We start from the raw sequence: 21,538 nt of genomic DNA on the forward strand, positions 1-21,538 counted from the left end.
TTGAGTTGTCATTACGCTTTAACTCGAGCGTTTGGTATTTGTTGTACTTCACTTTTATTACTGAGGTTTTTACTTCGACTTAAGAAAAAGTCGTGCTTAGAGAGCCTTAATAAACATGGCAGTAACACTATGGTAAATATTGTACTAAATGCTAAACCACCGACGATTACCGCTGCTAAACCGCGATATATAACACTACCAGCGCCAGGCATAAGTAACAGTGGTAACATGCCAAAAAAACTAGTCGCCGTACTCATAAAAATTGGTCGTAAACGTAAGGTTAACGCTTGCTCAATAGCTTGTGTGCGTTCAAGACCATCTTGTTGGCCTAAACGCGTTTGATGTACTAATAAAATAGCGTTATTAACCACTAACCCCAGTAAAATGATAAATCCAATCATGGTCAGTAAATCAAGTGGTTGAAAAACAGTGAGATTAAGAAGTTGCAGCGCTAAAATACCACCAACTGTGGCTAAAGGAATGGTAATAACGACCAGTAAACTATCCTTAATTGACTTGAATAAGGCAGCCATTAATAGAAACAGAATAACTAAAGCGAAAGCAAAATTTTCTGCCATAACACTAATCGCTTTATCTAGCTGGTCAGCACTACCTCCATATTGAATATTGCCATCATCTGGCATGATATTGCGCAACTTTGGCTCTACTTGTAACTTTAATGCCGATATTGTTTCTTCTAACGACCAACCTTTAGGCGGGTTAACATTCAAACTAATGGTACGTTGTCCATCAATACGCGTTAATCGGCTTGGTCCCACAGTACGTTGAATATCTACTAAGTTTGATAACGGTGTGACGCTACCATTTCCCGTGACGACAGGCACATCTCCCAAGTTATCGGGATCATCCCAGCCATCGGCACGTAAAATCATATTCAAACGTTTACTGCCATTAAAATACTCTCCAACATAAAGACCATCACCCAAGGTTCTCACCACGCGACCTACATCTCGACGGTTCCAGCCTTGCTCTAAAATATTACGATCGTTCGGACTTAAGTTAATCTCTGGCTCTGACATTGAAAGACCAGGATTGGCGTTAACATTAGCCCCTTCAATCGCTTCTTTTATCCAATCCATCCCTTGGCGAGCCACTTCTTGCAGTGCTTTGGTATCTTTAGATTGCAGATGTACCTGTACTTGTCTGCCACCACCAAAACCACCGAATAAGTTACCTTGTCTTGCAAACGCTCTCGTATCGGGTAGGTCAATTAATATTTCATTCTGAACAATTTCAAGTAGCTCATCAACTCGGTCTTGATCTTTTACCCTAACCCCTAAACTGCCACCAAAGGGCCCACCAAAAATATAATAGTTTTTCAATGCAGGCTCTTTAGTGCCATCCATATAAGGTTTTAATCGCTCGACAATTGGTTGGATAATTTCCTTCTCAATGGTTTTAACATTTGCACCGGGCGGAAATTGCAAGTTAGCATCAATAGCATCACGCTTCACTGGCGGTAAATAATCAAGTTTTGGTATGGCAATAATAGAGATGACAACCGGTAATATTAAAAGGGTTGCTGCGAGTGACAAGCGCTTAGTTCGACTACTGGTACTGTTCATCACAAAACGGGTAATTCTCTGCCACAGCTTTTTATTAGGATCGTTCACTTCTTGCTGTTTGAGAAAATATTTTGCTAGAACAGGTAGCAGCACTACCGCAACGATAAGTGACACCGACACAGCAATGGCAATAGTTAAGGCTAAATCACCAAAGAGTTGCCCTTCAATATCTTTTAAGAAAAACACCGGTAGGAATATAGCAACGGTTGTCGCTGTAGAAGCAAGTAAAGCGCCCCAAACCTGCCCTGCACCTTGCTCAGCGCTGTCATGTTCATCTAAGCCTTTATCACGCATCCGTAAAATATTTTCTAATACCACAATAGCGGCATCAAGCACCATGCCTACCGCAAAAGCTAAACCCGCTAATGAGATAACATTGAGCGACCGCCCTGTTATTTCCAAGACGATAAAAGTACTTAACAAGCTTACTGGGATAGCAGTAGCAATAATTAACGTAGCGCGAGCTCGACGAATAAAGAACCATAAAACCGATAACGATAAAACAATGCCGACAAACAGGTTACTGGTAACAAGATTAATGGCGCGATAAATAAAGACAGACGCATCAAAAGATTGCACCATCACTAATTTTTTATCCGCAAGTAACTCATTATTAAGTAATGTTACTTCTGTTTTAACGCGATTTAACGTTTCTAATACATTAGCGCCATTGGCTCTGTCTATGCGCATTGAAAATGCAGGATTACCATTTTGTACTGCCAGCCCTTGTCTATCGTTGCGGCGCACCTTAACAGTAGCAATATCACTTAAACGAATATTGCGACCACCACGTGACTCAAGCATTAATTGTGATAACTCATCAACACTGTATTTACCGCTATATCGCAAGGTATATTGACGTCTGCCAACATCAACAAAACCACCTGAAATGTCATCACTTGCAGATACTAACGCGATTAATTCTGGAATTTCGATACCATATTCTGCCGCTTTAATAGGATCGTAGCGGATTTGTAGCTCTTCTCTATTTTGCTCCATAAAGGTTTGCACGCCAGCAACCCCTTCAACCGCTTCAAGGCGTGGCCTAATCACATCATTAGTAAAGTCGATATATTGGTTAATATCTTGAGCATTGCCCGGTAATGCTTGTAAAAAGAAATAGGTTAGCGCGGGAGTATTCCCCCCAAAGCCACCTAACATTATTCGTGGCGGTCTTGCATCACGCGGCAAATTGGCCACACGTGTCATTCGACTTATCACTTCAATTAAGGTTTGCTCCATATTGGTGCCAACACCAAATGACAAATTAATGTAAGCACTGCCTCTATTGGCAAAAGCATTCATTGACTCTATACCAGGAATCCCCCGTAACACCTGCTCTTGGGGTTCAATAATTTCTGACTCTATTTCTTTAGGTGATGCCGAGCGCCAAAAAGTTTGTACGGCAATTTGTGGACGTTCAATATCAGGAAAAAGCTGAACGGGTAGTTTAAATAAACTGAGCATGCCGACTAGCAGAGTTAGGGCAACAACTACAGCAACGGCTGCTGGGCTAGTTAAGGCGCTCTTGGTGAGTTTCATTGCGATACCAACGTTGGGTTACATTATTTAACAATCAAGATACAAGCCCTCAGTAATAAAGAAAGTGCGGTTGCGGTTAATCGAGATAAATACACGACCAATGACCAAAGCGAAATGCTTTGAAATTACCTGACATAATTAGACATATTTAGGGAGAGTGTTGAGATAAGTAAGTAAAATGTTAATAGATTGTTGACTTACTGGGTCGCTCTTGTGAACTTACAATGTTGAAGCGCTATTGATTTGTAACACAATAAGCTATAATCGTCGCCAATTTCAGCTTAAACAATCGACTATTATGAGATCAGTATTTTTAATTGGGTTTTGCCTACTTTTATTGTCACTTTCATTGAGCACACGAGCTTTTACACCAGAAAGTGATAACGACAAAACCGTCGCTAAATCACAAGAAACAGCTTTTGAGCGCTGTTTATTTAAGACGATTAAAAGTGCTGATAAAAATGCCACCCTTGCGGAAATAGAAACACAATGCGAACAGCAGATAGCCCGTAGTATTCTCAAAGATGGCAGCGACCAAGAGATTGAATTAGGTGCCCTGTCCCACAGAATAATTAAAGAAAGAAGAACCGCAGCCGATCCTTATGTGCTTTCGCCTCATAAAATGAATTATATCTTACCTTTTTCCATTGTTGATGATATTAACCGTGAAGCCTATCAAGAATTTTCAACATGGGCTGATGATTTAAAAGATGTTGAAGCCAAGTTTCAAATAAGCCTTAAAATCCCCCTTCTGACTGGGCATTGGTTGAATGAGGGTGACCAATTGTTTTTTGGTTTCACCTTGAAATCATGGTGGCAAATCTACGCAGATGAAATTTCAAAACCTTTTCGAGAAACCAACTACCAGCCTGAATTTTTCTATGTTACGCCGTTTAATTACCACCCGTGGGGAGGGAATTCGGCATTAGTAACTGGCTTCGAACATCAATCAAATGGCCGTTCACAGTTACTCTCTAGAGGTTGGAATCGTGTTTATATTAATTATCTCTATGAAAAACGTAACTTCGCCCTATCTTTTCGTCCTTGGTATCGTATTCCTGAAGGTGAGAAGTCTTCTCCTTCAGATGGTCAAGGGGATGACAATCCCGATATTTTAGATTATATGGGTCACTTTGAATTAGGTATGGTGTACAAGCATAGTAAGAATTTTGAGTTCTCTTTCAAGGGCCGTGAAAATTTCGCTACGCACAATGGCTTTGTTGAAGTTGGCGCTACCTTTCCATTGTGGGGAAAATTAAAAGGCTACGCCCAATTTAGTAGTGGTTATGGCGAGAGTTTAATTGACTACAACATTAATCAAAAGCGCTTTGGTATTGGTATTGCGCTAACGAATCTTCTTTAAGCTAAACATCATTATATTAGTTAAATAAAGAGCAGTAAGCTGTTTTCAAACAGTTACTGCGCTATTAATTATTACTCTATTAACTATGCCCTTTTAGTTATTGCTCATTTAACTAGCTGCGTTTAAAGCTACCTTGGTGCGCGATGCGATAGAGTATTGGCAATACCAATAAAGTAAGCAAAGTAGATGAGATAATTCCGCCAATGACTACGGTGGCTAATGGTCGCTGTACTTCTGCACCAGTACCTATATTAAGCGCCATAGGAACAAAACCAAGTCCCGCGACTAAAGCAGTCATCAAAACAGGTCTTAATCTGATCATCGCGCCATCAATAATCCCAGAAATAAGTTCTCCTCGTTCTTTACATAAGTCACGAATAAAAGAGAGCATGACTAAACCATTGAGCACAGCGACACCAGAAAGCGCAATGAAACCGACACCTGCTGAAATAGACAAGGGCATCTCACGAAACCACAAAGCAAGAACACCACCAGTAAGCGCTAATGGAATACCTGTAAATATAATCAAAGCATCTTTTAGATTGCCAAATGCCATGATTAACAGCCCTAAAATCAATGCTAAGGTGAGCGGAACAACAATGGTTAAGCGTTTACTTGCCGATTCTAATTGCTCAAAAGCGCCGCCGTATTCCAGCCAATAACCAGCAGGTATCTCAACATTATCTTGGATTTGTTGCTTGGCATTTTTAACAAACGAGCCTAAATCAGTACCACGTACATTGGCGGTTACCACGATACGTCGTTTACCATTTTCTCGACTAATTTGATTAGGTGCAGGCGCTAGCTCCAATATAGCCACTTCAGACAATGGAACATAATTCCCATTAGGCAGAGCAATTGGCAACTCGCTTAACTGATTAACATTTTGTCTAACTTGCTCTGGCAGTCTTACCACGATATCAAAACGGCGGTCCCCCTCATAAATCACCCCTGATTTTTCACCACCAATGGCTGTAGATAAAGCATATTGTAGTTGTGAAACATTAAGACCATAACGCGCAAGTTCAACCCTTTTGGGGTGTATTGATAACATTGGCAATCCAGTTACCTGCTCAACTTGAATGTCACTAGCGCCATCAATTTGTTCTATAATTTCTCGAATGGCATTCGCTGATTTGAGTAACTGGTCTAGATCATCACCAATAACTTTGATGCCTAAATCTGCCCTCACACCAGAAATCAACTCATTAAAGCGCATTTCAATGGGCTGGGTTAGCTCAAAATTGTTACCTGGTTGTCCTGAAACTGACTCAACAATTTGTGCTGCCAATTCACCATGACTTAACCTCGGATCAGGCCATTGACTCCGTGGTATTAGCATCACATAGGTATCAGCAATATTAGGTGGCATCGGATCGTTCGCCACTTCAGGAGTACCAATCCTAGAGAATACATTTTTAACTTGAGGGAATTGCTGTATTTTTAATTCCAGTGCTTTTTGCATTTCAATTGACTGACTAAGACTCGTACCTGGAATACGGATAGCTTGCAGCAGTAAATCTTCTTCGTTAAGCTGCGGAATGAACTCAGAGCCAAGTGTGGTCGCTAACCAAATTGAAAAAGCAACCAAAGCAGCACACGCGAATAAAATTATCCAACGCAGCTTCATCGCACCAACCAGTAGTGGTTTGTACATAGACTTAGCAGCACTGATCACTGGGCTTTCTTTTTCACTGATTTTACCCGTCATAAATAGGGCAACAGCAGCAGGGACTAAGGTTAATGACAATACAAGCGCAGCTATCAATGCCATCACTACAGTCGCCGCCATAGGGTGGAACATCTTCCCTTCAACACCCGTTAAACTAAATAACGGAATATAAACAATGGTAATAATAAAGACGCCAAATAAGCTCGGTCTGATCACTTCATTCGTTGCCGAATAAACGACATGTAACCGATCTTTTCGAGAAAGAATACCCCCTTGGATTTTTTGAGCATCGCTTAATCGTCTAATGGAGTTTTCAACAATGATCACTGCACCATCAACAATTAAACCAAAATCAAGTGCACCAAGACTCATTAAGTTGGCTGAAACACCTGTTTTCACCATACCTGTGATAGTTGCTAACATCGCTAAGGGAATTACTGCAGCAGTAATTAATGCTGCTCGAACATTTCCGAGTAGCAAAAATAATACAACAATGACCAACAAAGCACCTTCAACTAAGTTTTTTTGTACTGTGTACATGGCTTTATCAACCAGCGTTGTTCGGTCGTATACTGACTCAACAATAACCCCTTCAGGTAATGACGATTTGATTTGCTCTAGTTTTTTAGCGACAGCTAAAGCAACCACGCGAGAGTTCTCACCCACCAACATCATGGCACTGCCGAGTACAATTTCTTTGCCAGCAGATGTTGCAGCGCCAGTACGTAGTGATTGACCAATAGCAACTTGGGCAATATCTGATATTTGCACTGGGGTATCATCAATGACTTTGACAATCACTTGTTCTATGTCGTTAATATTGGCGAGTTGGCCCGGCGATCTAACCGTAAGTTGCTGACCATTTTGCTCTATGTAACCGGCCCCACGATTGCTATTATTATTATTTAAAGCAACATTGATATCGTTAAAAGAGATTGAAAACTCGAGCATTTTTTCAGGTGATGGCGTGATATGGTATTGTTTGTCATAACCTCCTATCGTATTAATCTCAGTAACGCCAGGCACCAATGCTAGCTGGGGTTTAATAATCCAATATTGAATTTCACGCAAATCCGTTGAATCATACGGTAAACCGTCTGCTTTTAATGCTTGTGGTGATGCCACCACGCTATACATAAAGATTTCCCCCAGTCCCGTTGATATAGGCCCCATTTCAGGCTCTAGGCCCGCGGGAATTTTATTCTTAATGGTGTTTAACTTTTCGTTAATCAGATTACGGGCAAAATATAAGTCAGTGTCTTCACTGAAAACAACCGTGACCTGCGATAAACCATAACGTGAAATGGAACGCGTATAAGACAAATTTGGAATGCCAGTAAGCGCAGTTTCCACAGGAAAAGTAATGCGCTGTTCCGTTTCAAGTGGTGAGTAACCAGGCGCACGGGTATTAATTTGTACTTGAACATTAGTAATATCAGGCACTGCGTCAATGGGGAGCTTTTGATAACTCCAATAACCAAGACCAATAAGTGCTAATATCATGGTCATCATTAGCCAGCGACGCGCTATAGAGAAACGCAATATAGATTCAATCATGTTTATCTCCTTAGTGAGCGTGCGATGCGCCAGCTTTACCTAAATCGGCTTTTAGCAAATAGCTATTAATAAGCGCGTACTGTTCACCAGCTTTTAAACCTGAAATCACTTGACTAAATTGCCCATCAGTTTGACCAAGTTGTAGTTCTCGCGTTTCATAGCCGCCTTCATTTGTCACGAAGATGATATTTTTTCCTTCAATTTTTTGAAAGGCACGATTATCGACAACTAGGCTGACATCCACTTGGTGAGTTACTATGCTGCCCGTTAGCATTTGTCCTGGTGCCCATAAACCCGTGCTATTATCTAATGCCACCCTTGCGGTTATAAACGGCTGCTTATTATTGGCCATTAAATACATAATGTTTGATTTTGTTGTAGCAACTGTTGAAGAAATAGTGACTTGCTGACCTTTGCTAATGACTTGTCGTTGACTTGGAAAGATTTTGTATTCAACCCACAACTGCTTATAGTTTTCGACAGTTAGTAGCGGTTGTTGATTAGCTAATTCTCCGGGGTTAGCGTAACGTTTGGTTATCACACCTGAAATAGGTGCGGTAATGTTATAACGCGTTAAACTATCGCTTGATTCAACTTGAACAATGTTTTCACCCGCCGTAACAATATCGCCAACGTTAACGGTTAAATGAGTGATCATCCCAGGAAAACGTGCGCGCACCTGACTTATTGCACTTGAGTCAATCACCGTTCGACCATAGACAGTTATCATTTTTTTGATTTGACCTGCATTTGCCGTACTATTGATGATACCTGCTTTTTGCGCATTAGCTTTTGTAATTTCAATATGCCCTTCTTCTTCAGCATGTTCATCTTTTTGTTCGCTTTTGTGCTCATCTTTGTGCTCACTTTTATGACCATGGTCATCTGCTGCTATTGCATGGGGACTGATGGCTATGCTGCCTAACGCAGTTGCTAATAAAAATATAACACTAGGATTTACACTATTTTTAATCGCTTTTTTGTAACCAGTTACTTTGTGACTAGTTTCTCTTTGAAAAGTTGTCATGAAAAACACCTTAAAATGCTTTTTGATTGATGAAGTTGCTTGGTTGCGCATTACTGCTCTGTGAAGCAGATAATGGCTCAGCGATAAGTTGTTCTATTTGTGTGCCGTAGCGTAAAGCTGCTGCTGCAGATTCAATCATGGCGCGACGAGCAAAGAGCAATTCCTGCCTTGCACTTAAATAATCCAAATAACTATAACGGCCGCGTTGGTAGGCTATCTGAGTCTCATTTAACGCCTCTGTTAACGTAGGAACAATGCTATTCCTCAAGCTTTGTGCAGTAAAAATGGCCTGTTTCCTGTTCGCATAAGCTCGATATAACTGGTTATGTAACGCTAGCATTGTGGCTGCTCTTTTAACGATAACTTCGTCATGCGCGGCTTGTGCAGAACTAATAGCACCGGCATTTCGTTTTGAAGAAAACAACGGCATGCTAAACCCAGCAGTTAACGCCGTATCATTTAACACTTGGATTTGCTTAATACCCACCGACCACTTTATATCTGCATTGGACTCTGTGCGTGCTAATCTTAACTGAGCCTCTTTTAATCGTTCTTGAGTGGCATAAATTAAAATTTCAGGATTTTTCTTTACTTTCGCTAGTAACACTTCAAATTTAATATCCGTTGCAAACTGATATAAATTTCCCTCAACGCGAGTAAATGATGGCGTAGTTTCATTCCACATCATGGCGAGAGCAACTTTTGCGTAGTCCAGCTGTTGTTGCTCAGACGAGGTTGTAAGTCTGGCATTACCTACTGCGGCCTGTGCTCGTTTTATCTCTGCAGCTGGTGCAACACCAGCTCTCAAGCGCTTTTCAACTTCGGTTAACGTGTCCTCAGCCAGTAATGTTGCCTCTTTTGCTAATAACAAACGCTCTTGTGCAGCAATTATGTCAATATACCGACGAGTCACTTCACCTAGCACATTTAGTGCTTCAATTTCACGCATTGCCGCAATTTGTGAACTACGGCCACTAATAACACCAGCACGCGCTTTTCTTTTATCCCCCAGTTCTAAAATAGAAGAAAGCGACAATGTGAATTCTGTACTATTGAAAACTCCTATATCACCAGTGCCAGCAAAATTCTCCATTTCAAAACCAACCTCATAAGCGGGCTTTAAGCTTTGACTTTGCAACTGACCTTCAAGAGCCTTCTGGCGAAACTTAAATACCTTAAGTGAGGGATTATCTTTAAATGTTCGTTTGATCGCCGAAGAAAGTGTTAAGACCTTTTCTTCAGGCATCTTCATTTCATTTTTACTGTGCACCAAAGGACTAAATGCCCAACAAAAAAGAATAAATAATTGAAGATAAACAACCCTCGATGAAGATAACCAAGACATGTTTGAAGTCTTAGAAGGCACATTACTAAAATAATGCATCTGTATTTCCTATTTTTTGATAAATATATTGCAGGTATTTTGTAAAATACCTGCGGAGTTAAAAAAGTTTATAAAACATACGCTTTTGGAGGACGAAGTAATAAGTCATAAAACATATCGGTTCGAACGACTTGCTAATACCAATCTCACTAACTATGTGATCATTTCTACTTGTTAAAGTCACCAACTACGTCGTTATTTATTTATTTAATAATTAGAACAAATAGTTACTAAAATAAATGCCTTGTATTTGATGCTTTTTCCTACGTATAAAATAGATCACTTAATTAATGAAACTGGTGTAACGATAAAAAATTTAGCTGAAAATTCTTGGAAAATAAACTCATTAAGTACAACTTTTATCTTCTTTAATTGAAACTCTTGCTTCGCTAATAATAGCGATACTAGAATGAATGACGATACCTGCAATGACGCTACCTATTACCCAATCAGGCCATGCAGTATTGAATTGACCGACTAAAACGGCTGAGATTATTATGCCTATATTGGCCAACATGTCATTGCGTGAGCAAATCCAACTGGCTTTAAGGTTCACATCACCTTCCCTAAATTGGTATAACAATGCAAAACAAATCATATTAACAATTAAGGCCATTAAGCCAATAGAAAACATCAACTCAGATTGAGGCTCACTGCCAAGCCAGATGCGTCTAGCGACATCGAGTAACACAAGTAAACCAAGTGATAATTGCAAATACCCGTTTGCTAAGGCCGCACGGCCTTTATATAACAAACTTTTACCTATTGCATAAAGACTGAGTGAGTAAACGGCAGCATCGGCAAGCATATCTAAAGAATCGGCAAGTAAACCACTAGAATTTGCTAACCAACCCGCAATAAATTCTATAACAAACATACTAAAGTTAAGGATAAGTACAATCCAGAGTAGCTTTCTTTCACTAGAATTTTTTGCTTCTGCAGCACAACAACTTGACATAATAAGCTCATTTATTCTTGAATAAGGTATTTAATTGAGCCATGATAAACCTTACTGTTGGAGTAAGGTCAAGCGTTATGAAAATAAATCAACTATCTAAATTAACCAATGTGCTCAGTAAAACCATTCGATATTATGAGGACGTTGGTTTATTGCCTAAAGCATCTCGCAATAGCAATGGTTATCGAGAGTACAGTTCAATCGATGTCGATAACTTGATTTTTATTCGTCGATGTCGAGAGCTACAAATTCCTCTTGAGAAAATAAAAATATTGATACAAGTACAAACAGACACAACATCATCGTGCAGTGAAGTAGATCTGCTTATTGAGCAACAATTGGAGAATGTTCGTAAGACGATAAACGAGTTATCATTATTAGAGAAAACGCTACATACGTTAGCAAAATCTTGTTCAAATGATATTGTTGGGGAATGTGAAATATTGAAAAATTTAAAGCAATAAGTTTACTCATAGTCATTAATATACCCGTTACCAATCAAAGTGCAGGATTTCAGAGGGAATTAAAACTACTTTAGGCAAGGCAAATAATTTAAGCATAGTCATTCTATGGTTTGATTATTTAACGCGGTATAAACAGGCTATGGAAGTATTTTATCAGAGAGATGAATGGTGATTTTTTTAAATGAAAACAGGCAATAATGAAAATCATCACCTGTTGTTCTCTAGGAAATATTAGTTGTTTATTTACTCAGGTAAACCAAAAGTATCTACAACGTAATCGAGATCTTTATCTCCTCGACCACTTAAATTAACGAGTACCGATTTTTCTGGGAATTTCTGCGCAAGCTTCATAGCGTAAGCAACCGCATGGGCACTTTCTAAAGCAGGGATAATTCCTTCTAATCGACTTAATTCATAAAATGCATCAATACACTCTTTATCCGTAATACTGTCGTAGGTAACTTTATTTAAGTCCTTCAACATACTGTGCTCTGGACCTACGCCAGGGTAATCAAGACCACTTGCAATAGAATGCACTGGTGCTGGATCACCATTTTCATCTTGTAGGATATAACATTTAAAACCATGAATAAGACCAGGCTTACCAAGAGTCATCGTGGCAGCATGCTCTCCCATTTTAAAAGATTTCCCCGCAGGTTCTATACCAAACAATTGAGTCTCATCATCTTCTAAAAAGGATGAGAAAATTCCCATCGCGTTACTGCCACCACCAATACAAGCGACAACGCTATCAGGTAACTCACCTGTCATTTCGAAAAATTGCTCCCTCGCTTCAATGCCAATAACACGTTGAAAATCACGCACTATCATTGGGAATGGATGTGGACCCACAACAGAGCCTATACAATAAATGGTTGAAATTGGATCTTTAAGGTACGCTTCAAAAGCACTATCTACCGCTTCTTTTAAAGTTTTTAAGCCATGAGTTACGGGAATAACAGTTGCCCCTAACACTTTCATGCGTAGTACATTAGGGTACTCTTTTTTAATATCAACTTCGCCCATATGAATTTCGCACTCTAAGCCAAAATAAGCTGCTGCGGTAGCAAGTGCAACACCATGTTGTCCTGCGCCCGTTTCAGCAATTAGCTTCTTTTTACCTAAGTGTTTAGCAAGTAAGGCTTCGCCCATACAATGATTTAACTTATGTGCACCCGTATGGTTTAAATCTTCTCTTTTTAAATAAATTTGGCCGCCATATTTTTCTGATAAACGTTGGCAATGATAAACAGGAGTAGGACGACCTTGATAATATTTTCTAATATCACGAAGCTCTGAAATAAATTTATGGGACTTACTGATAGCAAAGTAAGCATCGTTAATTTTTTTCATCTCGTCTTCTAAATTTGGGGGAATAAATGCACCACCATATTCATTAAAAAATCCGTCTTTGTTCGGGTACTTTTTAAAATAATTTTCTTTCATTTTATTCCTTTATGATTATGGGAGAGTAAAAATAATAACCAGCGATAAAAAATACCGCAAGGATAAATCTGCCTATTATCCCAATCTAAATCAAATAAACGGGAAAGAATTCATTATACAAGAAAGGTAGGATAAGCCATTTAAAATTTACGAGAGTATTTTGATGAAATATAGGTTATCTCAACAGTTTTTCTTTCCACCCACCCCCTAAAAATTAGCTTCATAAGATGATGCAATTACAGTGTTTTAGCAAAATTGTAGCTGCATTAAATGAGTCGCTCACAGTAAAGCCCAAAAAACGCTTATATTTAATGTTAATTAAACAATTACCTTGTGTTGAATCAAAGTAATTGTTTTAATTAATTTTATAATATTAGGTAATCCCCATTAATTTATTATTTATGAATCATCAGTTTATCGTTTTTCTAAAAGCATTATTAGGTAGTTGTAAAGACTTGCTACCCATTATCCTCGTTATTGCATTTTTTCAATTTGCCGTGCTGCAACAACCCATGCCTAATATTGGCGATATATTAGTTGGCCTAGCATTAGTCGTCTTGGGTTTAACGTTCTTTATTTACGGTTTAGAAATGGGCTTATTCCCCATTGGTGAATCAATGGCGCAAGCATTCGCCAAAAAAGGCAGCATTAGCTGGTTACTGACTTTTGCCTTTTGTTTGGGATTTGGCACAACGGTGGCTGAGCCTTCCTTAATCGCTGTAGCAAAAGAAGCGGCAATTGTTGCTGCATCAGGAGGGATCATTGCTGATACGTTAGAATCACAACTTTCTTATGCCAATGGTTTACGTTTTACCGTTGCCTTTGCTGTTGGTTTTGCCATTGTTATTGGCGTATTACGCATAATTCGTGGATGGCCTATACAATATTTAATTCTGGGCGGCTATGTTGTTGTGGTATTGATGACATTAATTGCTCCTAGCTGGATTATTGGCATTGCATACGATTCTGGTGGCGTTACTACGTCAACGATTACCGTTCCCTTAGTAACAGCATTAGGTGTTGGTTTAGCCTCTGCAATAAAAGGTAGAAACCCGATGATTGACGGCTTTGGTTTGATTGCTTTTGCCTCATTAACACCAATGATTTTTGTGATGATTTACGGCATGGTGATCAGTTAATGGATTTATTATTTGAATTTTTGACCACCTTAAAAAATACCGTTATTGATGTTTTACCTATTCTGTCGATAATTTTAGGCTTTCAACTGTTGGTTATTCGCAAACCTATTCCGCACATCAAGCAAGTAGGCTTCGGTTTTATTTATGTACTTATTGGTTTAGCGCTGTTTTTGCTTGGTTTAGAAAAAGCCTTATTTCCGCTCGGAAAAATGATGGCAGAACAGCTAACCGCACCCGAATTTATTCATGCTGGCGAGCAAGTATTAACAAGCATTCATTGGACCGATTATAAGTGGGTTTATATTTTTGCCGCCGCTATTGGTTTTAGTACGACCATTGCAGAGCCCTCGCTTATTGCCGTAGCCCTTAAAGCCGAAGAAGTTTCCGGTGGTGCTATTAACGCAAATAGCCTGAGGATTTCAGTCGCTATTGGCGTTGCTTTTGGTATCGCTTTAGGGAGCTATCGCATCGTCGTTGGTCACCCTATTCATTACTATATTATTGCCGGTTATATTGTTGTGGTCATTCAAACTTTTTATTGTCCTAAACTTATAGTGCCATTGGCCTATGATTCTGGCGGAGTAACAACATCAACCGTAACCGTTCCTTTAGTTGCTGCTTTGGGTTTAGGTCTAGCCAGTACCATTCCTGGGCGTAGTCCTTTAATTGACGGCTTTGGTTTAATCGCTTTCGCGAGTTTATGTCCAATCATTGCGGTAATGGCTTATGCTCAGCTCACTGAAGCCAAAACACATCGGACGAATAAAAAATTAGAAAAAAGAAAAAGAATTAAAGAAGAAAAACGTAATTTAAACAGAAATAACGAGGCTCCTTAAAAGAGTCTAAGAAGACAAATAAAACAGGTGATCACATGCAATTCAAACTAATTGTTGCCTTTGTTGACGACGCTGTAACAGACGACGTTATGAAAGGCGCAAGAATGGCAGGCGCAACAGGCGCAACCATAATAAATAATGCCCGAGGCGAAGGTGTTAAACGCCAGCGCACTTTTTTTGGCATGCAACTTGAGACACAAAGAGATGTATTGCTTTTTGTTGTTGAACAGCACTTAGCAAGAAAAATTCTTGAACGAATTAGCAATATTGCTGGTTTTGATGAAGACCCAGGTAAAGGTATTGCTATTCAATTAAATGTCGAAGATGCAGTAGGAGTAGCTCATCAGGTGGAGCGCTTAAAAGGTAAAATTGAGGAAGAGCTATGACCCATAAGTTTGTACAAGTTAAAGATGTAATGACTACCAACAACTATCAATTTGCTGATGGTATGATGACTGTTGCTGAAGGTATTAAATTAGCCAAAGAGCACAACATTAGCGCGTTGATTATTAATAAACGTAATGAACAAGATGAATACGGATTAGTCATGCTTGCTGATATTGCCAAAGAAGTACTGGCAAAAGATCGTTCTCCAGATCGCGTGAACTTATATGAAATAATGACAAAACCATTGGTCAGTGTATTACCTGACATGGATGTAAGATATTGCGCTCGATTGTTTGAACGTTTAAGTATTCACCTTGCACCTGTTATTGAAAATAAAAACATTATTGGTATGGTTGATTATACCAATATGGTTTTTAGCCAAGTTGAATAACGTTAGCTAAGACAGATAGTTTCCACAGCATTGTTGCAGTAATGCAGAGGCTCAACAATGCTCAAACATCAATCTTATAGATAACTTAAATACAGTACTCTTAGCAATCAAAAACCTATATTTGATTGCTAATCTTTTCTATGTCGTTCAATTTTCATACCCATCATAAACAGTTTCACTTAGTTTTCAAATCCAAAACACCCAGTGATATTTCCTCGTGCTGAAAACAGTCGTTCTTGTATTTGTACACTTCCTCAATCGCGATCGTTTTTATAGAAAATTGGCGATAATAATTTAGCAGACGTTGCTCTTTTGTTGGCTTTTTATAGTTATGCGGTTGATCAAGGTCAACATGACAATGTGAAACTTAATTAATAATAATAAAGCTCATTATTGTTGTATCTAAGGGGAGAAATACTTTGGAATTTTCTGATGAGGAACTATTTGAACAAGGACCTGTTATTTTGTTTACCTGGCAACTTACGCCGGGTTGGCCTGTGGTAAAAATAACGAATAATGTTCATCAATTTGGCTATGAACCAGCGGAGTTCTTATCAAAAAAGCTAACATTTACTGACATTGTCCACCCTGAAGATTTAGATCGTATTGTCAAAGAAATGGTCGCTTTTTTAAAGAACGATATCGTTTATTTTGAACAGGACTATCGAATATTTACCAAAGGTGGTGATATTCGTTGGGTCTATGAAAAAACGATATTGAAAACAGAGGTTACAGGATTGCCAACTCTCGCTAAAGGTTATCTGCTTGATATAACTGAACGTAAACTAGCAGAGCAGCAGTTACGCGAATCCTCAGAAAAATACTACCAGTTGTTCGATAAAAACAAAGCGATTGAGTTACTGATAGATCCCAATACTCAAAAAATCATCAAAGCAAATGGTGCTGCTGAAATATTCTACGGCTATAACGAACAAGAATTCAATAACTTATCTATCAGCGATATCAATGTACTGTCAGTTGACAAAATAGAAGCGGAAATAGAACTAGCACTAACCGAAAAGCGTGACTATTTTAATTTTAGACATCAACTTAAAAACGGCGAAATAAGGGATGTTTGTGTCTATTCAGGCCCTATAATAATGGCTGACCGTAAGGTACTTTATTCAATTATCCATGATATTACCGATCAGCGTCAGGCCGAAAAAGCCCTTTTAGAAAGCGAACAAAAATTCCGCTCATTTATAGAAACAACCTCTGAAGGATTTTTAATTCTTACACCACAATTAGATATCAACTTTTCTAATACCGCTATTTGCCAACTAGCAGGTTATTCATTAACTGAAATGCAGGGAAAATCAGTATTAGTCTTCGTCACCTCTGAATCCCGTAAGCAATTACGTCAACAGTTGATTATGACTCGTTCTCACTCGCACCTAGCCGCCGAATTAACCCTAAGGCACAAAAATGGCCATCATGTATTTATTCGATACAAGGCGACAGTTATGGCCGATGGTAACGGTTTTTTTACTTATATTACTGATATTACCGAACGCAAGCTTAAAGAAGTAGAACTAAGAACATTAAACAGTGCAGTAAAACATAGCGCCAGCTCAATTATTATCACTGATAAAAACGGTATTATCGAATACGTTAATCCTCGGTTTTGCGTGGTAACTGGTTACAGTGAACAAGAAGTTATTGGTCAGACACCAAGCTTAATTAGTACCGCGAATACGCGAACAGAACTACATACCGAATTATGGAAAACAATTCTTGCCGGTGATGATTGGCATGGAGAAACCTATAACTGTACCAAAAACGGTGAATTTTATTGGTCGATGATGTCCATTTCACCCATTAGGAATGAGAATGGAGAAATAAGTCAGTTTGTTAGTGTTAGTCAGGATATAACTGAACATAAATCCAAGCATTTAAAAATGGAAGAATTAGCCCTCAGAGATCCCTTAACGGGTTTAGCTAATCGCCGTTTGTTTGATGATCGCCTTAACCAAGCTATTCAAATTATCAGTTATCAAAATCGAAGCGGTATTGGACTCGTTATGCTCGATCTTGATCATTTCAAAGATATTAATGATACCTATGGTCATGACGTAGGTGATTTAATATTAAAAGAAGTAGCACGGAAATTACTCTTGTGCACTCGTAAAGAGGATACCGTGTCTCGTTTTGGGGGAGATGAGTTTATAATACTGTTACAGGAAGTCAGTATACTATCTGATGCTCAGCGGGTGGCGGAAAATATTCTTCAGTCTTTATCAGAGCCTATTCATGTCGGTGAACATACTTTTTCAATCACCTGTAGTTTGGGGGTTTGTCTTGCACCTCAAGATGGCTGTATTGCAACTCAGCTGTTAAAAGCCGCAGACCTTGCGTTATATCAGGCAAAAATAGCTGGCCGTAATAATATACAATTTTACAACACTGCTATGCAGCAATTGAGTGAAAGCAATAAATACTCAGAACAAATAACTTTTCCCTAGTATCAGAGTTATTTGTTCAATGTTTTGAATTTACTATAACGTTGTCTTTATAAGGGATCTGGACATCGTTAACGTTTATTTGAGCTATGTAATCAATCTGTATTAAGCGCAAGCTTTAATCTAGGTATTTCTATTGCGGGGCAACGATTTACAATCATAGTAATACCGCTTTCTACCGCTAATAATTCAGCCTTTACCTCAGTTACCCCGAGTTGTGTCCATATCGTGTTAATATTGGCTTGCTTAGCCTCAACAACTATATCGTACAGGTACTTAGACTGACGAAACACGTCAATCATATCGATAGGTGAAGATATATCACCTAAACTACCATAAACCTTTTGATCCATGATTGTTGTTCCCGAAAGAAGTGGGTTGATAGGGAAAACTTGATAACCTTCATTCATTAAAAAAGCCATCACTTTATAACTATCGCGCTCTGGTTTTGAACTAGCACCGATCAAGGCAATCGTTTTGACCTGTTTTAACGTGTCAATAACCTTACGATCTTCAAGATCATACCTATCATGAATAAGCTCAATGCTCATATTAAAGTCCTTGCCATTGTGGTGCTCTTTTATCAAAAAAGGCACTGACACCTTCTTCACATTCATCAGATAACATGGCATGCAACATAGCATGACTTGCTGAAATATAGGCGTTTTCGATAGGCTCTTCAATTTGCTGATAGAAAGCAAGTTTGCCTGAATGAATACCAACCGCTGATTTTTGAGCTATTTTATTCGCTAACTTTTCAGTTTCATATTTTAAGTCTTCTATTTTAACAACCTTGTTTACCAATCCAAAACGCATAGCATCTTCTGCACTGAACATATCACCTGTTAATGCTATTTCCATCGCATGCTTACGATGCATGTTACGCCCTATACCTACTAGCGGAGTGGTGCAAAATGTACCTATATTTACGCCTGGTGCACAAAATTTAGCTTGATCTTGAGTAAGCGCTAAATCGCACATAGAAACCAGCTGACAGCCAGCCGCGCTTGCCGTCCCTTGTACACAAGCAATAATGGCTTTAGGAGACTTAACCAGTGACATCATCAGTTGTGTGCAGTCATCTAAAACAGCTTTGACTCGTTTAGCATTATCAGGCTCACAGTTTTCTTTTCTGCCTGACATTTCTTTTAAATCATGACCCGCTGAAAAAACACCACCTTCGCCCGTTATAACAATGACCCGAATATCATCATTCTCACTCGCTTCGCTTATATGCGCATATAAAGCCCTTAACATAGCTGAAGATAAAGGATTTCTTTCTTTCGGTCGATTCATAGATAACCAAAGAACATGATTATTTGTGTTGGCTAAAACATAAGGTTGATTTTCATTAGTTAGAGTCATGACATTCCTATTTATGATAATTATTCCATGTTGTTACTTAGCACTATATTTGAAGCTGTATTTAAAACTGTATTTAAAACTGTATTTAAAACTAAGCGTGATAATAATTCCTTACTAAACAACTATAAAGCAAGCTGAATCATGCATCTTCAAGTAAAAGGCTATAAACACATTACCACACCTACATCGCTTTCATTCAATGGAAAAATGAATATACCTACCACTACACTCTTTGCCATTAGCTGCTGGGTCATTAATAAAAACGCCCTCACCTACATCACTAATCTCAAAGAGGCAAATGTACGTAAGCATTTGTAAGCAAAATTAAATCCTTAATAATCAAAGTTATAATAGTACTTAAGGCTGATACATCTGTAGCCATACCTCGAAAGTTGGTTCCTGCTTACTTTGCCTTACAAATATCTCTCTAGCGCTAATATAAACTGTTTTTACTTATTTGAATTATTAAGGCTTTTATATAATGAACATTAAAAATATTTTTACTCTTACCCTGTTAGCCGGTGCACTTTCAGCTTGTGGTAGTGACTCTAAAACAGCTCCTGCCCCAACGGTAGCTCCAATTCCAGCACCGATTAAACCCACTACTCCTATTACACCCCCGACTGCGACAGTAAATGACTTAGGTATCTCAGCAATACCCGAGTCATTAAAAAGTATGTACACCGCGGCTTTAAAATTTGACCGTCATACCAAGGTAGATACACCTAATGGTGGCGCCATTAATATTCTTGCTCAAGATGGAATTACTGATTATCAAATTGTTCGTGCTCGAAATATATTACAACACTATTTAACTGATCTCCCTGCTTCTGTATATGGTGCAGATAAAAGCGCTGTTGCCAATAAAATAGCCGCTAGCGGCTCAGTACTGTTGTTATTAAATGGTGTAGATGATGGCACTAATGCCGCGTCAGAGCTTGATGGTCAACCATTATATTATGGTGAAATGCAAGTAGAGGGTGGTAACTGGTACATTAATCAAAATTACGAACATCGTGATGCATCTTTTGAAGAGATTTTACATTTTGTTCATGATAATGGCATAGGCGTAGACCAAAACCCGAGCTTTAACGGGGCTCTACCTGAGTACCAAGCAGATATTCGTGCTGCACAAATCACAGCCCTGTCAGGTAAACTTTGGGCATGGCCAGCAAGCCAAGCTAGTTGGATAACAGAACTGACTGCAGAAAATAGCTTATCGCAAGAATACTTAGCTTCTGTAATTGATACTTATTATGGCCTTTGGGGCGCATTTGATAGTCCATACGGTATGTGGGGCATGTACATTGCTAAAACCCGTGATGATCTAGCAACAAAAGATCCTGCAGGCTCAGCCATAATGGATAACAAATTTTTTCATCCCTACTTAACCTATAACGCACGTATTGATGGTAGTTTTGTTGGTGATTTTAGCTTGAGATTTAGCACTAGCTTGTCTTATACAAATCATTCTCAGTATTTAAAAGACGTCACTCTCACCGGAGAGAATGAAAGTAATGTTGTTGTTAACCAGCTTAATAATAACATTACTGGAAACTCAGTAGTCAATACAGTGATATTTTCAGGTCCCTCATCTGAGTATCAAATTACCCGTGATAATGATCAAGTAACGGTAAAAGACTTACAAGATAACCGCGACGGATTAAACACGCTAACAGATATTGAGAAAATGAGATTTACTGACACCACGATGGATGTACCTAGCGCTTAATAGCGAGAACAAATGCAATTCGTCTACCTTAGGTGATAATCAAGATAACCACTCAAGGTAGACGATTAATGGACTATCAGTTATTGAATTAAACAAATAATCCACCAAACATTTAAAAAGCTTAATAGCACACAATTAAATAAGTTAAATGCCACTCACTTAAATAGTTTGCCTATCGCGCAATTAAAACAATTGAGCGCCAACAATGTAAATAAACTAAATCAATCTCA

Annotated in this window: 16 protein-coding genes; 8 read left to right on the plus strand and 8 right to left on the minus strand. The window is 38.8% G+C overall.

From position 1 onward, the window contains the following. Nucleotides 1-11: 11 nt before the first annotated feature. Nucleotides 12-3,128, minus strand: a complete 3,117-nt coding sequence (locus ESZ36_RS01825) for an efflux RND transporter permease subunit (protein ID WP_146782718.1) — start codon at nt 3,126-3,128, stop codon at nt 12-14. 337 nt (nt 3,129-3,465) lie between these two features. Between ESZ36_RS01825 and ESZ36_RS01830 the strand changes: the two genes are divergently transcribed. After that, complete coding sequence (locus ESZ36_RS01830; RefSeq protein WP_246128947.1) at nt 3,466-4,491, plus strand: phospholipase A; 1,026 nt, start codon at nt 3,466-3,468, stop codon at nt 4,489-4,491. Nucleotides 4,492-4,603: 112 nt separating this feature from the next. Here ESZ36_RS01830 and ESZ36_RS01835 read toward each other — a convergent pair whose 3' ends face one another. The 4 genes from ESZ36_RS01835 to ESZ36_RS01850 form a co-directional block, all read right to left on the minus strand. Then, the gene (locus ESZ36_RS01835) at nt 4,604-7,720 is read right to left on the minus strand and encodes an efflux RND transporter permease subunit (RefSeq protein ID WP_146782724.1); all 3,117 of its coding nucleotides are present in this window, start codon (nt 7,718-7,720) and stop codon (nt 4,604-4,606) included. A 10-nt stretch (nt 7,721-7,730) separates the two neighbouring features. Continuing rightward, nucleotides 7,731-8,747: an efflux RND transporter periplasmic adaptor subunit gene (locus ESZ36_RS01840; protein WP_146782727.1), complete on the minus strand. Its 1,017-nt coding sequence runs from the start codon at nt 8,745-8,747 to the stop codon at nt 7,731-7,733. A 10-nt stretch (nt 8,748-8,757) separates the two neighbouring features. Continuing rightward, nucleotides 8,758-10,131: a TolC family protein gene (locus tag ESZ36_RS01845; RefSeq protein WP_246128948.1), complete on the minus strand. Its 1,374-nt coding sequence runs from the start codon at nt 10,129-10,131 to the stop codon at nt 8,758-8,760. A gap of 346 nt (nt 10,132-10,477) precedes the next feature. After that, a complete protein-coding gene (locus ESZ36_RS01850; RefSeq protein ID WP_146782730.1) occupies nt 10,478-11,089 on the minus strand; it encodes a cation efflux transmembrane domain-containing protein in 612 nt (203 codons plus the stop codon). 77 nt (nt 11,090-11,166) lie between these two features. On the opposite strand from ESZ36_RS01850, the gene ESZ36_RS01855 reads away from it, so the two are divergent. Next, nucleotides 11,167-11,553 (plus strand): Cd(II)/Pb(II)-responsive transcriptional regulator, encoded by a 387-nt coding sequence (locus ESZ36_RS01855; protein WP_146782733.1) that lies wholly within the window; start codon nt 11,167-11,169, stop codon nt 11,551-11,553. A gap of 243 nt (nt 11,554-11,796) precedes the next feature. Here ESZ36_RS01855 and trpB read toward each other — a convergent pair whose 3' ends face one another. Further along, nucleotides 11,797-12,999: a tryptophan synthase subunit beta gene (gene trpB, locus ESZ36_RS01860; protein ID WP_146782736.1), complete on the minus strand. Its 1,203-nt coding sequence runs from the start codon at nt 12,997-12,999 to the stop codon at nt 11,797-11,799. 401 nt (nt 13,000-13,400) lie between these two features. Between trpB and ESZ36_RS01865 the strand changes: the two genes are divergently transcribed. The 5 genes from ESZ36_RS01865 (at nt 13,401) to ESZ36_RS01885 (ending at nt 18,214) form a co-directional block, all read left to right on the plus strand. Then, complete coding sequence (locus ESZ36_RS01865) at nt 13,401-14,138, plus strand: DUF1538 domain-containing protein (protein WP_011042777.1); 738 nt, start codon at nt 13,401-13,403, stop codon at nt 14,136-14,138. Continuing rightward, entirely contained in the window at nt 14,138-14,974 is an 837-nt protein-coding gene (locus ESZ36_RS01870) for a DUF1538 domain-containing protein (protein ID WP_011042776.1), read from the plus strand. Before ESZ36_RS01865 ends, ESZ36_RS01870 begins: the two co-directional genes overlap by 1 nt. 35 nt (nt 14,975-15,009) lie before the next feature. Next, entirely contained in the window at nt 15,010-15,360 is a 351-nt protein-coding gene (locus ESZ36_RS01875) for a P-II family nitrogen regulator (protein ID WP_011042775.1), read from the plus strand. Further along, entirely contained in the window at nt 15,357-15,752 is a 396-nt protein-coding gene (locus tag ESZ36_RS01880; protein ID WP_146782739.1) for a CBS domain-containing protein, read from the plus strand. Before ESZ36_RS01875 ends, ESZ36_RS01880 begins: the two co-directional genes overlap by 4 nt. 419 nt (nt 15,753-16,171) lie before the next feature. Beyond that, complete coding sequence (locus ESZ36_RS01885) at nt 16,172-18,214, plus strand: sensor domain-containing protein (RefSeq protein ID WP_246128949.1); 2,043 nt, start codon at nt 16,172-16,174, stop codon at nt 18,212-18,214. A gap of 92 nt (nt 18,215-18,306) precedes the next feature. On the opposite strand, the gene ESZ36_RS01890 is transcribed toward ESZ36_RS01885, so the two are convergent. Together ESZ36_RS01890 and ESZ36_RS01895 are read right to left on the minus strand one after the other, a co-directional pair. Beyond that, complete coding sequence (locus ESZ36_RS01890) at nt 18,307-18,762, minus strand: CoA-binding protein (RefSeq protein ID WP_146782741.1); 456 nt, start codon at nt 18,760-18,762, stop codon at nt 18,307-18,309. A gap of 1 nt (nt 18,763) precedes the next feature. Next, nucleotides 18,764-19,576 (minus strand): enoyl-CoA hydratase, encoded by an 813-nt coding sequence (locus tag ESZ36_RS01895; protein ID WP_146782744.1) that lies wholly within the window; start codon nt 19,574-19,576, stop codon nt 18,764-18,766. A gap of 481 nt (nt 19,577-20,057) precedes the next feature. Here ESZ36_RS01895 and ESZ36_RS01900 point away from each other — a divergent pair, with 481 nt between their 5' ends. Continuing rightward, on the plus strand, nt 20,058-21,308 hold the full coding sequence (locus ESZ36_RS01900; RefSeq protein ID WP_146782747.1) for a hypothetical protein: 1,251 nt from the start codon (nt 20,058-20,060) through the stop codon (nt 21,306-21,308). Nucleotides 21,309-21,538: the final 230 nt, after the last annotated feature.

Source organism: Colwellia demingiae (genome assembly GCF_007954275.1).
Lineage (GTDB): Bacteria > Pseudomonadota > Gammaproteobacteria > Enterobacterales > Alteromonadaceae > Colwellia > Colwellia demingiae.

Excerpts from the sequence above, each read along its gene's own strand:
- ESZ36_RS01825 (WP_146782718.1), bottom strand. The coding sequence starts at position 3,128 with ATGAAACTCACCAAGAGCGCCTTAACTAGCCCAGCAGCCGTTGCTGTA.
- ESZ36_RS01850 (WP_146782730.1), bottom strand. The coding sequence starts at position 11,089 with ATGTCAAGTTGTTGTGCTGCAGAAGCAAAAAATTCTAGTGAAAGAAAG.
- ESZ36_RS01900 (WP_146782747.1), top strand. The coding sequence starts at position 20,058 with ATGAACATTAAAAATATTTTTACTCTTACCCTGTTAGCCGGTGCACTT.
- ESZ36_RS01840 (WP_146782727.1), bottom strand. The coding sequence starts at position 8,747 with ATGACAACTTTTCAAAGAGAAACTAGTCACAAAGTAACTGGTTACAAA.
- ESZ36_RS01890 (WP_146782741.1), bottom strand. The coding sequence starts at position 18,762 with ATGAGCATTGAGCTTATTCATGATAGGTATGATCTTGAAGATCGTAAG.
- ESZ36_RS01845 (WP_246128948.1), bottom strand. The coding sequence starts at position 10,131 with ATGCATTATTTTAGTAATGTGCCTTCTAAGACTTCAAACATGTCTTGG.
- ESZ36_RS01835 (WP_146782724.1), bottom strand. The coding sequence starts at position 7,720 with ATGATTGAATCTATATTGCGTTTCTCTATAGCGCGTCGCTGGCTAATG.
- ESZ36_RS01875 (WP_011042775.1), top strand. The coding sequence starts at position 15,010 with ATGCAATTCAAACTAATTGTTGCCTTTGTTGACGACGCTGTAACAGAC.
- ESZ36_RS01880 (WP_146782739.1), top strand. The coding sequence starts at position 15,357 with ATGACCCATAAGTTTGTACAAGTTAAAGATGTAATGACTACCAACAAC.
- ESZ36_RS01870 (WP_011042776.1), top strand. The coding sequence starts at position 14,138 with ATGGATTTATTATTTGAATTTTTGACCACCTTAAAAAATACCGTTATT.
- ESZ36_RS01855 (WP_146782733.1), top strand. The coding sequence starts at position 11,167 with ATGAAAATAAATCAACTATCTAAATTAACCAATGTGCTCAGTAAAACC.
- ESZ36_RS01865 (WP_011042777.1), top strand. The coding sequence starts at position 13,401 with ATGAATCATCAGTTTATCGTTTTTCTAAAAGCATTATTAGGTAGTTGT.
- ESZ36_RS01895 (WP_146782744.1), bottom strand. The coding sequence starts at position 19,576 with ATGACTCTAACTAATGAAAATCAACCTTATGTTTTAGCCAACACAAAT.
- trpB (WP_146782736.1), bottom strand. The coding sequence starts at position 12,999 with ATGAAAGAAAATTATTTTAAAAAGTACCCGAACAAAGACGGATTTTTT.